This window comes from Limnothrix sp. HT2024, assembly GCF_059138625.1.
The window spans coordinates 2697228-2712644 of record NZ_CM181121.1 but is presented as its reverse complement, the minus strand read 5'-3'; the positions used below and the strand labels follow the sequence as shown (position 1 = coordinate 2712644).

The window sequence follows — 15417 nt, the reverse complement described above, 5'->3', positions numbered from 1 at the left end:
TCCCAGATTATAATAATGCATCAATCGTTGACTCTTAAACACTTCTGATTTTTATTTCTACTAGATCAAAAGCTTGAAATCTAGCCAAAGATTTTGATCTATTTGCCAAGAAGCATCAGTCTATACAGTCCATGATTTTCAACGTTCAAAGCTTATGTCAGAGCTAAACCAGTCTATCGTGCCAGTTAGTAAAATCAGAGTCAAATTTGGAAATATTGAAATTGATTTTGAGGGAACTGAAAAATATATTCGTGATGATTTACCTAGTTTACTGGAGTTGATTTTCACATGTTCTGTAGCATCTGAAAACAACTTGGAAACTGATATAGATGTTGGGGAAGCAGAGGAACTTCCTGCAAGTCCTGATCCTGCTCAACAGAGGATTCAGATGACCACAAATACCATCGCTGCCAAATTGAATGTGAAGACAGGTGCTGATTTAGCTGTGGCAGCTTGTGCTCATCTCTGCTTAGTTAAGGGTGTAGAGATGTTTGAAAGAAAGAACATACTTGCAGAAATGCAAACAGCTTCAAATTACTATCAACAAAGTTATAGTAAAAATTTAAGCAGGATCTTATCTAGGCTTGTGAAAGACAATAAGCTTATTGAACGGTCAAAAGACAAGTATGCTTTGACAGCAAACACCAAGAAGGATATGGAGGCTCTTCTTGCTTAATTCAGCAGAGTTAAAATACCTTCTTTCAAGACAAGATCTTCAACGAAAGACTAAAATTCTAGCTATTCTTATAGCTGATGGAGTTAAGCCTAAAGCTGTATCTGAAATTACAGCTTTAGCCGAAACGCATGGCTTGAGAGAAATTAAAAAGTGGAATGTTTCACAAATATTAGGAGCAGCATCAGGTATGGCAGTTCGCCTGCCCGATGGGTGGGAAGTCACAGATGCGGGAATTCAATTCGTTGCGGAACAGGGACTGTTGTTGCCTTCTCCAATTAAAGAGCATCAAACTGATCTCAGAAAGCATGCTGCGGCTATTACTTCAAATAATGTAAAAGCTTTTATAGAGGAGTGTATTCTTGCTTTGGAAGCGGGTTTATTAAGGTCAGCTGTTACTCTATCTTGGGTTGGAGCTATATCCCTTCTCTATGAAGCAGTGCTCTTAAATCACTTAGCTGATTTCAACTCGGAATTACACAAGAGAAATCCAAAACATAAACAAATCAAGTCATCAGATGATTTGGCAACAATTAAAGAATATGATTTTCTACAAATAATTAATGCCATTTCTATCATAGGTAAAAATGTGAAACAAGAACTAGAGCAATGCCTGCAACTAAGGAATGCATGTGCCCATCCCAGTTCCCTTCTTATAGGAGAAAGGAAAGTTTCAGCTCATTTGGAGATTTTAATTCTTAACGTATATCAAAAATTCCTAATTTAGTTTTTAAAACCCTTTGCTGGTTTTGTGCTCTCGTTATTAGACTAGGCTACTATCTTGAACAATAGCCATTTGAAAACTGCTGTTGCTGAGATTAAGTAGCTCGTACCCCGTAGGGCGGGCACTGCCCACCTACTAACTGCCTCATAGCATTTTCGATATGGCGTACCAATCGTTTTAGGTAAAGGCTGTATTAGCTTTAGGAGTTTAGCGGGTCATCAGTCCTGAGTTGGGCGATCGCCTCCAAATCAAGGCCCGTAGTGCGACTAATCGCCTCATCGTCCAAAACACCCAGTAATTGTTGGGCGATCGCACCAACCGACTACGCCCTATTACGACCACATAGACCCCACGGACGATCGGGCGCGGGTGGTGTGGCTAGTGCGCGGCGAACTGGGGATGGTGGTGGATCTCACAGCTCGGGGCGATCGCTCCAGGCGATCAGGGGCGATCGTTTCTTCGGCGTGGGTGGCGGGAAATCGATCAACCGTAGGGTGCATGGGAGTACGCCCCAATGGTCACGAAAGGGTTAATTTGTGCTCCCATGCACCGAGAATTGAGGCGACCCAACCGATCGGGGATGGTCGTAAATGCGTTACGGGTGGCGAAAAATCGACAAACCGTAGGGTGTGTAGGGCAACGCTCCCTTGATTCCCGACGCTCCCTTTATGCCCTACGCACCGCTGCAATATCGCGGCCCAACGAACTCGTGGGGATGGTCGTCGATCGCGCGGCGGTTGCGGTGCGTGGGAGATTGCCGAGAGATTGTTGTTACAAAGGTGACGCACTCCCACACACCCTACGGCTTGTCGTGGACAATTAACGCCTTTACAAATCGCAAAAAATCCCTAGGACTGTGGCCTGCTAAAGTTCACAAGTCCCGATGCGAGAAAAGAGACAAAAAAGACCACCAAAAAATCCATCCCCTAACCACAAACAAGGAATTTTTCCTTTGAGTAAGAAGGGAGAGTTCATGTGCAGTTTATCGGGGATCTTCCAGTCGTCATTCTCTCGCCACCCCACTCGCGTTGCAAAATCCTTCCAAATCTGATCACCCGGATACTTGCCATCTAGCTTGGCACCACAGGCCACGTAAATCTCCTTTTGCACCGAAAAACCAAATTGCCCCTGGCTGTGCTTCACCCACAACCGATCAATCGCCAACAACTCCTCACAGGGAAAGTTCAACAGCTCCTCATGCGTGAACCATTGCCCCTCTTCCTTGCCCACCGTGGTGATCATCAGCCGATAGGTTTCGCCGTCTGCCCCTTTCCAGTCGCCTGCTTTCATCAGGGCTTCCAGCTTCTCGTAGCGCGAGCTAGCCACGGTTTTTTTCAGTCCTTCCAGTTCTGCCCGTTCCGCACTGGTCAAGTCCAGCCGTTTCGCGGTGGTTTGATAAATTTTGTAGGCTAAGTCTGGGTAATCTTTCTTGGCTTCCCGAATCAAATTGGAAGGATTTACCAACTCCCCATAGAGCAAAATCGTCGCTTCCCAAGCAGAACTTGCAAACTTGTCATACAAGATCGATTCTTGGCGCAGCCGCACAACTTCACTCGCCGCCAAAAACTCCTGAAAACTCAGGTGCGAAAACTCATAAATTCCCTTTTCTTGAGTTTCCACCAACAGTTCACTCACCTCCACCATTTGCCGCAAAAAGTCCCGCGCTGAAGCCTCCGGGTCGCGCTCCCCAATAGGCTGCACAATCACATCCAACAAATCATCTTCTTTGATTTGCTTGTGGCTCTCATCCTCATTGGGGTTTTCCCCCTCATCCGACTTGGCCTGCAGCATCATCGCCAGCGCCAAAATTTGCAACACTTCCAAGCGTTCAGCCGGCCGCAAACACAGTGGAATGTTCCGCTCCTTGGGTCGCCGCGCCGTTTGCACCTCGCAAATATCTTGATAAAGTTCCACTCGCCGTTGGGGTAATGGCTCATCTACGCCATACTCCTTATGGAAGCGACACATCATATTCAGCAACAACGGATTGCCGGCCAAATCTGCCAATTCAGGTCTGGCTTGCAATTGCTCGATCAAAGACTGCGATCGCTCCTCAATTCGCTGCTCAATGTCGGGCGTTTTTTGCCCACCAACTGCCTTGACTTCCTGAAAGCTATACCACTGCCGAATAAATTTTGCTTGTTGTTGTGTTGAAAACTGCCGCACCCACAACAAAGCACTCGGCAAAGGCTGGTTGTAATGTTCCAAACAAGCAGTGGGACGCGAAGTGACAATCAGCACTGATTCTGGAAACTCGCGCATTTGCCGGTTAATCCATTGGCTAACGGCCAGGCGATGATCTTTTGGCACTTCATCAAACCCATCGAACATCACCAACGCCTTGCCTTGTTCCAAAAGTCCTAAAATCCAATTAGGCGGCACTTTTAGGGTTTTGCTCTTGGGTAAGCTAGGCAAATGAATCCTGGTCAGAAAATCTGGCAAATCCGGTGCATTCTCATCAGAAAGCGTCTGCCAATTGGTTTTGGTCGCCAAAAGAATCAGAAAAGGAATTAACTTGGGTGCGCGATAGCGTTGATGATTAACCTGACGATTCCTTTGGCAGTAAACAAAGGTCAAATGCTTTAGCAGCGTAGTTTTGCCATAGCCACCCTTAGCCCGAATCAACATTTGACGATAGCTCGGATCGTGCTTAACTTGTTTCAGCAAATCCCAAATTGATTGAATGCAAGCCTCTTGCATTCCTAGGTTTTGGTCAGAAAACTTTTGTTGCTTTCTTAACTGCCGCTTGAGCCTTTTTTGCTGATCAGCATAGCCCCCAAGCTGTGGATTAATGGTCAGCTCCAAGGGCACAAAAATCTCTTGTAACAATGGACGGATTACACCATCACCCACTCGATCTAGCCCGAGCGGATCATCACGCAGACAAGCCCAACCCTGGCATTCCAGATATTTGACCTCAAACCCTGATAGCCGCCATTTGATCGTTTCGGTCAGGTTTTGATTGGCGCTTTTTGCCCAACCCACCAAGGTGTCCACATGAGCCAGCCCCCTCGCCCCTGCTAGTTCCGAGACGCGACTCAGAACACCTTTTGTGTAGGCCGTCCATGCTGTCGTCACGATCAAAAATAGGAACGAGAGTCCCGCCAATGCCCAGTCTTGTCTCAACAGAAAGAAGAGACCTAATCCACCACTACCCAGACTCTTGGCGTGTTTTGCGAGAGTATCAATAACTTGCACTACCCAATGTTGGGCAGCGGCTTCAGCATCCTTGTCTTTGTCTTTGGTGGCTAGCTCGGTAGATTTAGAATCCTTGGCGGTGTTGTCTTTGTCCTTGGTGGTCTGTTCGGCCGACTTTGATTCTGGGGCTTTTTCGTCCTGCTTGGGTTCCGGCTGAGGCGCAGCAGATTCGTTCGGCATCACGAGTCAGAAAGGCGAGATTTAAGCCAATTATGCCGAATCAAGGATTTTGATGAGAGACAGGCGATCGGGGCCCGATCGCCCGGTCGGTAAAAGTACCCAACAACCTCCTAGAATCAGAAGGGTTAACCATTTACGCTAGCGCTTCAAAAACGCCACAATTTTTCTGTGGTGGGGATTTTGGGCGCGTTGCTCAGGTTTTAAGGGGTCTGGATTATGGCTTTTGCGTCGATCGTGCGTGCTTTGCAGCGGTCTCCCTTGACGGAGGAGTTCTTAGGACGGCTCGATCGCGATCGCCAGTTGATTTTTAGCGGCGCGGCCCAGTTGCCCAAGGCCTTCACGATTTCGGCCTTGGCCCAGGCCCGGGGGCGATCGCTGCTGGTGGTCACGGCGACGCTGGAGGAAGCCAGCCGCTGGGCCGCCCAAATGGAAGAGATGGGCTTTGGGGCGCTGCATTTTTATCCCACCTCGGAAGCCTCGCCCTACGAACCCTTTGACCCGGAGCAGGAAACCCTCTGGGGTCAGTTGCAGGTGTTGGCGGACTTGCGGGGGCGATCGCTTCACAGTGACCCCAAGCCGATCGTGATTGTCACCACGGAGCGGGCGTTGCAACCACACCTGCCTCCCGTGGCGGCGTTTGATCCCTATTGCATCAATCTGGAACCCGGCGCGGAGTCAGATTTGGGCGATTTGGGGCGCAAACTGGCGCGGCTGGGCTATGAGCGGGTGTCTCTGGTGGAAACGGAGGGCCAGTGGAGCCAGCGCGGCGACATCATCGATGTGTTTCCGGTGTCATCGGAATTACCGGTGCGGTTGGAGTGGTTTGGCGACGCTTTGGAGCGGATTCGGGAGTTTGACCCGTCGAATCAACGATCGCTCGATCCGGTGGCGCGGGTGGTGCTGACTCCGACGGATTTTGGGCCGATCGTCCGGGCGGCCTTGGGTTGGGAGCCGGAACCCGTGGACGAACCGGAGGCGGAAGCGGAGTTGCGATCGGACGCGGAAGGGGTGCGGCGGCTGTTGGGGCGAGCCTTTGAGCAACCGGCCTGCTTGCTGGACTATTTGCCCGAGGGGACGATTGTGGCGATCGATGAGATCGACCATTGCGGCGGCCATGCCGATCGCTGGGTGGAGCAGGTGGGCGAGCATTGGGCGATCGTCAATCAACACCCGGACAGCTTGCCCCATGGGGAACCCCTGCGCCCGATTCATCGCACCTTTAGTGAGGTGCTGGCGGCGATTGATCGGTTCGATCGCTTCTTTCTGAGTGAGCTGGCCACGGAGGTGGTGTCGCCCCTGATTGCTAACCCGCCCCGGCCGATTAATTTGGCTTCCCGGCCCGTGCCGCCCACGCCGCACCAGTTCAGCAAGTTGGCGGATTTCATTCGCGGCGAGGTCGATCGCAAATTCGCCATTTGGCTGCTGTCGGCCCAGCCCAGTCGCTCCGTGGCCCTGCTGCAAGAGCATGATTGTCCGGCGCAGTTTGTGCCCAGCCCGCGCGATTTCCAAGCGATCGATCGGCTCCAGGGCAACCACACCCCCGTGGCGGTCAAATATTCCGGTTTGGCGGAACTCGAAGGCTTTGTGCTGCCCACCTATCGGATCACGGTGCTGACCGATCGGGAGTTCTTTGGTCAGCACGCCCTCGCCACGCCCGGCTATGTGCGCAAACGTCGCCGCGCCACCTCCAAACAGGTGGATCCGAACAAGCTTTCGCCCGGTGATTATGTGGTGCATCGTAACCACGGGATTGGGCGGTTTTTAAAGCTCGAAAAAATCGTTTTTGACAACCAAACCCGCGAATATTTGGTGTTGCAATACGCCGATGGGTTGCTGCGGGTTGCTGCCGATCAAGTGGGTAGCCTATCGCGCTATCGTCGCACCCAAGATAGCCCGCCCGAACTGCATCGGATGACCGGGAAAAACTGGGAAAAAACAAAAGCGAAAGTCCGCAAAACGATCAAGAAATTGGCGGTGGACTTGCTGCAACTCTACGCGGCGCGATCGGAACAACGGGGCGTGGCCCTGCCGCCCGATATGCCTTGGCAACAGGAGCTAGAAGATTCCTTCCCCTACCAACCCACGCCGGATCAACTGAAGGCAACCCAGGACGTAAAACGGGATATGGAAAGCGATCGCCCGATGGATCGCTTGGTTTGTGGCGATGTGGGGTTTGGCAAAACGGAAGTGGCTGTGCGCGCCATTTTCAAGGCTGTTACCGCCGGGAAACAATGCGCCCTGCTGGCTCCCACCACGATTTTGACCCAACAGCATTACCACACCTTAAAAGAACGTTTTGCCCCCTATCCGATTCAAATTGGGCTAATGAATCGGTTTCGATCGCCCCAAGAACGCAAGGAAATTCAACGGCGCTTGGCTACCGGAGAGTTGGATATTGTGGTGGGAACCCATGCCCTATTGAGTAAATCCACCCAATTTAAAGATTTGGGCTTACTCGTAGTCGATGAAGAGCAGCGATTTGGGGTGAATCAAAAGGAGAAAATCAAAGCCCTGAAAACCCAAGTGGATGTGTTGACCCTCAGCGCCACGCCGATTCCGCGGACGCTTTATATGGCGCTGTCGGGCATTCGGGAAATGAGCCTGATTACCACGCCGCCGCCCAACCGCCGCCCGATTCAAACCCACTTGGCTCCCTACGATCCGGAAGCAGTGCGATCGGCCATTCGGCAAGAACTCGATCGGGGTGGGCAAATTTTCTACGTCGTCCCTCGGGTGGAAGGCATTGAAAAGGTAGCAACGCAACTGGTGGAACTGGTTCCCAGCCTGCGAATTGCGATCGCCCATGGGCAAATGGACGAGGGCGAATTGGAAGCCACGATGCTGTCCTTTGGCAGTGGCGAAGCGGATATTTTGGTCTGTACGACAATTGTGGAATCGGGCTTGGATATTCCCCGCGTCAACACAATTTTGATTGAAGATGCGGAAAAATTCGGACTCTCTCAGCTCTACCAATTGCGCGGCCGCGTCGGTCGAGCCGGGGTGCAAGCCCATGCTTGGTTGTTCTATAACCGCCAAGGATTACTGTCAGAAGCCGCCCGCAAACGGCTGCGCGCGATTCAGGAATTTACCCAACTGGGATCGGGCTATCAGTTAGCAATGCGCGATATGGAAATTCGCGGTGTGGGTAACTTGTTGGGGGCGGAACAATCGGGACAAATGGAGGCGATCGGCTTTGATCTTTACATGGAAATGTTGCAAGAGGCGATCGATGAAATCCGTGGCCAAGAAATCCCGCAAGTGGACGATACCCAAATCGATTTGCACCTGACGGCCTTTATCCCCAACGATTACATTCCCGACCTGGAACAGAAGATGAGTGCCTATCGATCGGTTGCCGCCGCCAGCACCAAACGGGAGCTGACGGAAATCGCCGCCGATTGGAGCGATCGCTACGGCCCGATTCCGCCTGCTTGTTTGCAGCTCTTGCGGGTGATGGAACTGAAGCAAACGGCCAAAAAGCTGGGCTTCTCACGAATCCGAATCGAGAACAAGCAGCATGTGATTCTGGAAACACCGATGGAAGAACCGGCTTGGAAACTGTTAGCCGAAAACCTGCCCGACCACCTGCGATCGCGCTTTGTTTACATGCCCAAAAAAGTAATGGTGCGTGGTTTGGGCGTGGTGAAACCGGAACAGCAACTGGACAATTTAATCGATTGGCTGAGCCGAATGCAGGGTGCATTACCCGAGGCTCCCCTGAAGGCTTCCTAGAAAAAACGGAGCCTCTGAACTGATGCGTCAACCCAGGCAATCGCCCAATCGCTTTCCGTCGCGAATAGCCCCTGGTCAGTGGCTGGCGATCGTCCGGACTACACCCATTTTGGCTATGGAATTGTGGTTGATCCGCTAGCTGGTAAGGTCTACGCTGTCCAGAATTTTTGAGCTATTTTTCAATAACTGAAGCCTTTTCAGTTTATTCCTGGTTACCCTAGCTCATCATTGCTGAATTCCAGCAATACCCGAAGATCGATTGCTGCTGGGCGATACCCATTCCAGTTATGGCATCGTGGTTGATCCCCTAAGATCTAGGCTTGGCTGGCCTTGGGGCGGAAAATGTGGCGGTGATCGCCGCTGTAAAGGCGCGATCGGGCGGTGGTGGCCGTGGTCATGGCATCCAGGGCCGGACTAATCACATAAAGAACAGTGCGAGTTAGGTTTTCCTGGTGGGTGATGCTGGCCAACTCATCCAACCGGCAGAGCACCACTCGCTCATCCTCCCACCCGATCCGGTAGCAAACCGCGATGGTCATCTCCGGTGGGTAATGGGCCGCGAGCTGGTCTTGGGCCCGCTGGGCATGGTGGGCGCTCAGGTATAGACAAAGGCTGGCTTTGTGGGCGGCCAGGCTGGCCAGGTCTTCCGCCTCGGGCACTTGGGTTTCGCCCCGGGCCCGGGTGAGGATGATGCTTTGCACCAGGTTGGGCACGGTCAGCTCCACGGCCAAACGGGCGGCGGCCGCTTGGAAGGCGCTGATTCCGGGCACCACTTCAAAGGGAATTTCTTGCTCCAACAGTTGGGCCACCACTTCATGGAGTGCGCCATAGAGGGAGGGGTCGCCGTCTTGCAGCCGCACCACCTGTTTTCCGGCGCGGGCCCGATCGATCAAGGTGGGCAACCAATCTTCTAGAACAAGCGATCGGGTGTCGATCGCTTCCACCTCGGGCCGGCAATGGCCCAACATCGCTTCCGGCACGAGGGAGCCAGCCCAAAAGACCGTATCCGCTGCCGCCAGGAGTTTTTGACCTCGCACGGAAATCAGGTCGGGGTCACCGGGCCCCGCGCCCACAATTCGCACGGTGGCGGGGCGATCGAGGGCCGACTCGGGCAAAGGGGTGATGGGATCGATCGCGAGGCTGGAATCAGAGGTCATGGTTTTTTGCGGCGGGCGGCATTCAAGCCTGGGGCAGAGCGCTGGGGCAGCGAGACGGAGGTGGACTCCGTGGCCCAACGGCGATAGTCAGCACTCAACTGTTCTACCAGGCGCTGCTTCATGCTTGCCAGCACTTGGGTCAACAGCAGTTGGCCGGTGGACTGAACCGTGGTGGCCGGCAAGCGATCAACCGGTGGGGGCAATTTCACGCGCACTTTTAGATCTACTACACCCTTCAGGCGATCGCCCGCTGAGGTGCTAATGGCTCGCACTTGGCCCACCAACTCCAGGGAAAGGCCGTTGCCCAGCTCCTTGAGACCCACCAGCTCGCAACCGACCGATCGCATCCGCACTACACCTGCTTCGTCAGTCCAAACCCGCAAATCCACCACGGGTTGAAACTGCAAATGGGCAAAGGTGAGGGGTTGCACCGAAAGCCGATAGCGATCGCCCCCCAGGGCCACCACGCGCCCGGGCTGGGCCACCGCCAACGCGACCCGGTGCGGCTGACGCAGATATTCAGCGATCGAGCGACGCATTGGCGGCACCGGCATATCGATCGTCTGTGAGGCAAAGAAGCCAGCAGCCACCGAAAAAGTCTCCGCGTTAGGTTCAACTCACCCTTGGGCAACGGTGGTCACCGCCGGGCGATCGCCACAGGACAGCACCTTTAACAGCGGTTTACAAGGACTAGACCCGATTAGACCCAAAATTTGGGGACTAAGCATGACTTAACGCTACCCAATGCATTCCATCATACCGGTTTGGGCGATCAGCAGGGGGGCGACCAACCGAACCTCTCGATCGCCCGAACCCGCTGCCCGTCGTTCCGGAAGCTTTGGCCCCGGGGCGATCGGTTCGCTCAAATTCGGCCCGGGACGGGGCGCATTAACCGGCACAGTCGGGATCTGGAAATCGTATTCTGAGAACTATCTGCAAGGGTTAATCAACGGTTCTTGATGCCCGCTGCTGGGGCCGCACCCTGCAATTCCCTAATTCCGCATACCGAATTCCACACCCCATATTCTGGCGATGGCTATGGCGATGACCGATTCCCCCCACCCGATCACAATTGGCTACCTTGGCCCAGCAGGAACCTATGCCGAGGCCGCCACCACCGGCTATGCCCAGTGGCGATCGAGCCAGGAATCCTTCCTAGGGGAATTTCGCCCCTATCCCAGCATTGCCAAAACCCTGGAAGCGGCCGCCAGCGGTGAAGTGCCCCTGGTCGTTGTGCCCGTGGAAAATTCCATCCAAGGCAGCGTCACCACCACCCTCGACACCCTTTGGCAACTGGAGGGATTACATGTGCAACAAGCGGTGTTGCTCCCGATCGCCCATGTGCTGGTGACCCAAGCCCCAGACCTGAACGCCATCACCACGGTCTATTCCCATCCCCAAGCCCTGGCTCAATGTCAGCGCTGGATCGAAACCCATTTGCCCAACGCCAAGCCCCTGCCCACCAATTCCACCGCCGAAGCCTTGACCAACGTGCAGGAACAGCCCCAAACCGCTGCCATTTCCTCGGAGCGAGCGGCCCAACTGTACGATTTGCCCGTTTTGGCTCGCGATATCAGTGACTGCCCGGACAATTGCACCCGGTTTTGGGTCATTGCCCGGGAACCGGCGCACCTCACCGGTAGCCACACGGCGATCGCCTTTTCAACCATTAATCGGCCCGGCTCTCTGTTGCAGCCCCTGGCCACCCTGGCGGAACGGGATATTAATCTTTGCCGCATTGAATCTCGTCCCTCCAAGCGCGGCTTGGGGGATTATGTGTTTTTCTTAGATTTGGAAGCGGGGCAACAGGAAGCCCGCACCCAGGCGGCATTGGCAGAACTGCGCGATCGGGTAGAAACCTTGAAAGTGTTCGGTAGTTACGATGCCCTAAAGCTGACCTAGGGGCTTCTTGCCGAAAGGCGCGGGGTTGACCGCGCTCGATTTCCCCGAATCGCGCAGGATCAATTGCGTTCAAGGCCGGTATGCCCAAGACGAATCACGGCGATCGCCAGGGATCTAGTGCGATCGATTGCTGGTTGAGGGGTGGGGCAGTTGCAGGGGTTGCGCTGTGCCCGTCAGGTCTGCCGGAACCGTCACCGCAGCGGAATGACGGCGAGACTGCTTCACCAAGTGGTTAAACAACTGTTCGTAGCGATCGAGCGACGAGTCAAAGCTATACATTTCCAGCGCATGTTGGCGACCCTGACGACCCAGCCGTTCTGCCCGATCGGGATCCTGGGCCAGGGCCAAAATCGCCTCCGCCAAAGCCTGGGGAGACTCCGGCTCCACCACAATCCCCGCCTCACTGCGCCGAATGGCTTGGGCCGCCGTGCCGTGGCTTGGCACAGACCCAATGATCGGCCGGCCACTGGCCAAAATGACCTGGGTTTTCGAGGGCATGTTAAAGCCCACCACATTGCGCCGCTGCACAATCAAGCTCACGTCCGCCGCCGCCATCATTTCTGGTAGCGCTTCCCGAGGTTGAAAGGGCAACAGCTTGACCCGATCGCTCACGGCATTTTCACGGCAATATTGCCCCAATCGCTCGATCGCCCTTGCCTCGCCCACAATCACGAACTGAATTTGGGCCGCCTCGGGTCGGCCATCCAGCACCTTCGCCGCATCAATCACCGTTTCTAGCCCTTGGGTCAAAGCAATATTGCCCGAATAAAGCACCACAAACTTGCCCTGTAACCCATGGGCCACACGAAATGCGTTGTTCTTGGGCATCGGCTGCACAAAGTCCACATCCACCCAGTTAGGAATTAGGGCAATCTTGTTGGGCGACACCCCCTTGCTCACCAGGTTGTCCACAAAACCTTCCGCGATCGCGCTGATGGCCGTTGAGGTTTTATAGGCAAACCGCTCCAGGGCCTCAAAAACCTGAATCGCCCGCTTGCTAGTAATCAGCCCCGTGTGCACGGCCGCTTCCGGCAAAATATCTTGCAAATTCAAAATCAAAGGGCAGCGATACATCCACCGCAGCAGGGCCGCCGGAACCGTCGCCGCCAACGGAGGCGAAGTCATCAGCATCACATCGGGCCGCCAACCATTCAGGGCCCGCAGGAAACTCGTGATCGCAAAACTGCCATCCAGGGCCAACCGCGTCAGCAGGCCGGGCTTGGGTCGAATCCAGACATAGCAGCGATCGATTCGCACGTTGTTAATCACTTCCGTGCAATACAACTTGCCCCGATAACCTTCGTAAATCCGCCGCTCCGGATAGTTTGGCATTCCCGTTAAAACGCGGACTTCGTGGCCACGCCGAGCCAACCCCTCCGCTAGCTCAGTCATCAACGGCGCAATCCCAATCGGCTCAGGATGGTAGTTGTAGGAATAGATCAGAATCTTCATAGCCTTGGGTTTACCAGGGTAAGGGTGACGTAGAACAGGGAGTGACTATTTGGGGTTTCGCCCATCCAACTGCACTGGAGCATTCCGCAATCAAGCCGATCGTGATGCGGCTGTTCCTATTCTGTTGATTCACTGGTTCAGCGTCTGTAACCAGAAAAAACGACGGGCTGCGATCGAGGGCACACCCTAACACCCTTAGAATTCGTTGAAATGCACTTTTCATGGGTCAAAGCACTGGTGACCGGGTGATCGCGCATTCACACCATCACCCCATACCACTTCCACCGAGGAACGGGTGCAACGTTCACTCACACCCAGCTCCAAGACACGCCACTGACTCCTGATCATCCGTCAGCAAAATGGTCAAGTAACTCAATCGAAATGAGTAAGGACGCGATCGGCAATGACCAAACGGGCAGCAGGGTCATGCAAACTGCTCAATTGGCCCCCAACAGTGGTGAATCAAGAACGCTGAATCAAGAACGCTGAGGTTGTTCTCTACAGTCGCCCACGACAACCGAAGAGTTCCAGAGCCGGGGCTAGCTCAGGGTTTTAGCTCAGAGTTCCAGGCTGAGAGCTTTAGGCTCAGAGGATGTCTGAGAAGTATCTTTCGGCCCGAACTAAGCACCAATAGTCGTGGCAGCAAGGGGCTTAAGCCCCTTGTTTCCGTCGATCGCTGGAGCATACAGAGTAGCAATTTTGGCTTTTCAGACATCCTCTCAGAATCTCAGGCAGAGCAAGGCCAACCAAGGATGCCGAATTTTGCTGAAATTGCCCCTGACATGGGCAGATGAACGCACTGGCGCAGCCGAGATCGGAGCAGGCAAATTTGCGCAAATTCGAGCAGATCCGAGTAGATTTGAGCCAATCGGAGTAGATAGCCAAGGGTTCAGCCCTAATTAAAGCTTACGCCTAAGATTGATGAGATGTTCAACTAAAATCTCTGGTTCATAATTTTTTCCAAGAGACCCTTAAAGGGGCAACAATTCCCTTGCCATCACCGTTGAAGGCGATCGAACAAGGGTGCTAGAACAGCAGTTCCATGGGCCGATTCTTAGACATCTCTGGCATTAACTGGCATTAACTGGCATTAAGTTTAAAAAAAACACCAGATTTGGCAAGGGACAAACCCGCGGCCAAACATGGTGTGATTGCAATTTCTGAAGAGTGGAAAACGTTGTGCGATTTGAGCAACTGGTCAAGGAAACTTAGTCAACCTTAGGAACCAGTCGTTTGGGTGTTCAACAGTTGCTTCAGCTTCGCCAACTCACCGGCCCAGCGGGGATCCGGCTGGGCAGAAGCGGCGCTGCTTTCGGCCACCACCGCCCCACCGGGGGCGCGACGGCCACCACCACCGCCTTTTTTGCCACCACCGCCACCGCCACCGCTGCTGCGACGAGCGGCCTTGACGGGGCTGGCTTCGGCGCTTTCGGGGGCTTCGTCATCGCCCTTGCCTTTGCGGGGCATGGCTTTTTCAATTTTCAGCACGGTGTCTTTGAAGGTGGAACCGTTGAACTGTTCGATGATTTGGTCGGCAAGTTCATCAGTGGGAACCGTCACGAATGCAAAACCGCGACATTTTCCGGTTTTGCGATCGACAATGACCTTGGTGGAGGTCAGGTCGCCCGTGCCGGCAAAGACGGCTTCGAGTTCTTTGCGATCGACTTCTTTGGGCAGATTGCCAACGTACAGGCGAATGGACATGACGGATCCCTCTGATGGTTTGCAGCAAGCGCCAGGAGACTAAGCGCCGGGTGACTGGATGTGGTGGTTGGCAGTTACCATTCGGTTGCCATTGAATCGAGAGCACCTCGATGGAAAAGACAAGTTTTGAGAACTTGCCAGCTCTGAGCAAAACACAGCTCGCGCGGGGATATCAAACGCTCTGCTGCAAGCTGCTGAATAAAGGTTGTTTGATAACTATTCAATTCAAATAGACTTGCTATTGCTCAATTGAAAGGAAAGGATCTGTCGCCAGTCTTGAGCAGTCAAGCGCTGACCTTTAGCCATCCGGAGCCGTGTGACCCGTGCGTTGTCGATCGGGTGTGTTGCTGCTGAAGATTTTGCCACGATGGGGGCAGCAAAACTCACCAAACAGTTAAAACAGCATCGATCGAGCGGCTGGTTTGCTGGCATAAAAGTCTATCACGACGCTTTGCAAATTGGGCCAAGATCTCCGGGGGCTGGGCAACGGGTTCGATCGCAGCGGTGATTGCTACCCCGATCGTGAAAAAGCCAGCCGTTGGGGCGGCTGGCCGTGCTTGCTGTGTTGGGAGAATACCAATTAAAACCTGGCCGGGGATGTCATCGACTTTGCATTTTGGGTGACAAAGACGCACACCATCGCAGTTTCAGCAGTTTCAACGAATGGGGTTGATGGCAACTTGAAGCGGCGGTTA

11 protein-coding genes are annotated in these 15417 nt (G+C 53.7%); 4 read left to right on the top strand and 7 right to left on the bottom strand.

Annotated features, from left to right (window positions below; all coding sequences use genetic code 11):
• The first annotated feature begins 154 nt into the window (after positions 1-154).
• The gene (locus tag AC2IAX_RS10865; RefSeq protein WP_494387520.1) at positions 155-676 is read left to right on the top strand and encodes a hypothetical protein; all 522 of its coding nucleotides are present in this window, start codon (positions 155-157) and stop codon (positions 674-676) included.
• Positions 669-1400, top strand: a complete 732-nt coding sequence (locus AC2IAX_RS10860) for a hypothetical protein (protein ID WP_494387519.1) — start codon at positions 669-671, stop codon at positions 1398-1400. Before AC2IAX_RS10865 ends, AC2IAX_RS10860 begins: the two co-directional genes overlap by 8 nt.
• A gap of 329 nt (positions 1401-1729) precedes the next feature.
• Here the strand turns inward: AC2IAX_RS10860 and AC2IAX_RS10855 are convergent, their stop codons facing one another.
• Positions 1730-1897, bottom strand: coding sequence for a hypothetical protein (locus tag AC2IAX_RS10855; RefSeq protein WP_494387518.1), 168 nt, complete (start codon positions 1895-1897; stop codon positions 1730-1732).
• Positions 1898-2261: 364 nt separating this feature from the next.
• Positions 2262-4775 carry a GUN4 domain-containing protein gene (locus AC2IAX_RS10850; protein WP_494387517.1) on the bottom strand — a complete coding sequence of 838 codons (2514 nt, stop codon included), beginning with the start codon at positions 4773-4775 and terminating at the stop codon, positions 2262-2264.
• 216 nt (positions 4776-4991) lie between these two features.
• Here AC2IAX_RS10850 and mfd point away from each other — a divergent pair, with 216 nt between their 5' ends.
• Positions 4992-8507: a transcription-repair coupling factor gene (mfd, locus tag AC2IAX_RS10845; protein ID WP_494387516.1), complete on the top strand. Its 3516-nt coding sequence runs from the start codon at positions 4992-4994 to the stop codon at positions 8505-8507.
• 314 nt (positions 8508-8821) lie between these two features.
• Here the strand turns inward: mfd and cobM are convergent, their stop codons facing one another.
• The 3 genes from cobM to AC2IAX_RS10830 all read right to left on the bottom strand — a co-directional run bounded on the left by cobM (position 8822) and on the right by AC2IAX_RS10830 (position 10563).
• Entirely contained in the window at positions 8822-9664 is an 843-nt protein-coding gene (cobM, locus tag AC2IAX_RS10840; RefSeq protein WP_494387515.1) for a precorrin-4 C(11)-methyltransferase, read from the bottom strand.
• Entirely contained in the window at positions 9661-10254 is a 594-nt protein-coding gene (locus AC2IAX_RS10835) for a DUF1997 domain-containing protein (RefSeq protein ID WP_494387514.1), read from the bottom strand. Before AC2IAX_RS10835 ends, cobM begins: the two co-directional genes overlap by 4 nt.
• Positions 10255-10401: 147 nt before the next feature.
• The gene (locus AC2IAX_RS10830) at positions 10402-10563 is read right to left on the bottom strand and encodes a hypothetical protein (protein WP_494387513.1); all 162 of its coding nucleotides are present in this window, start codon (positions 10561-10563) and stop codon (positions 10402-10404) included.
• Between the two features lie 145 nt (positions 10564-10708).
• Here AC2IAX_RS10830 and pheA point away from each other — a divergent pair, with 145 nt between their 5' ends.
• Positions 10709-11566, top strand: a complete 858-nt coding sequence (pheA, locus tag AC2IAX_RS10825; RefSeq protein WP_494387512.1) for a prephenate dehydratase — start codon at positions 10709-10711, stop codon at positions 11564-11566.
• 114 nt (positions 11567-11680) lie between these two features.
• Here the strand turns inward: pheA and AC2IAX_RS10820 are convergent, their stop codons facing one another.
• A complete protein-coding gene (locus AC2IAX_RS10820) occupies positions 11681-13018 on the bottom strand; it encodes a glycosyltransferase family 4 protein (RefSeq protein WP_494387511.1) in 1338 nt (445 codons plus the stop codon).
• A 1218-nt stretch (positions 13019-14236) separates the two neighbouring features.
• On the bottom strand, positions 14237-14722 hold the full coding sequence (locus AC2IAX_RS10815) for an RNA recognition motif domain-containing protein (protein ID WP_494387510.1): 486 nt from the start codon (positions 14720-14722) through the stop codon (positions 14237-14239).
• Positions 14723-15417 lie beyond the last annotated feature (695 nt).

Coding starts and splice junctions, on each gene's coding strand:
- AC2IAX_RS10855 (WP_494387518.1), bottom strand. CDS start 1,897: ATGCACCCTACGGTTGATCGATTTCCCGCCACCCACGCCGAAGAAACG.
- AC2IAX_RS10815 (WP_494387510.1), bottom strand. CDS start 14,722: ATGTCCATTCGCCTGTACGTTGGCAATCTGCCCAAAGAAGTCGATCGC.
- AC2IAX_RS10850 (WP_494387517.1), bottom strand. CDS start 4,775: ATGCCGAACGAATCTGCTGCGCCTCAGCCGGAACCCAAGCAGGACGAA.
- pheA (WP_494387512.1), top strand. CDS start 10,709: ATGACCGATTCCCCCCACCCGATCACAATTGGCTACCTTGGCCCAGCA.
- mfd (WP_494387516.1), top strand. CDS start 4,992: ATGGCTTTTGCGTCGATCGTGCGTGCTTTGCAGCGGTCTCCCTTGACG.
- AC2IAX_RS10820 (WP_494387511.1), bottom strand. CDS start 13,018: ATGAAGATTCTGATCTATTCCTACAACTACCATCCTGAGCCGATTGGG.
- cobM (WP_494387515.1), bottom strand. CDS start 9,664: ATGACCTCTGATTCCAGCCTCGCGATCGATCCCATCACCCCTTTGCCC.
- AC2IAX_RS10865 (WP_494387520.1), top strand. CDS start 155: ATGTCAGAGCTAAACCAGTCTATCGTGCCAGTTAGTAAAATCAGAGTC.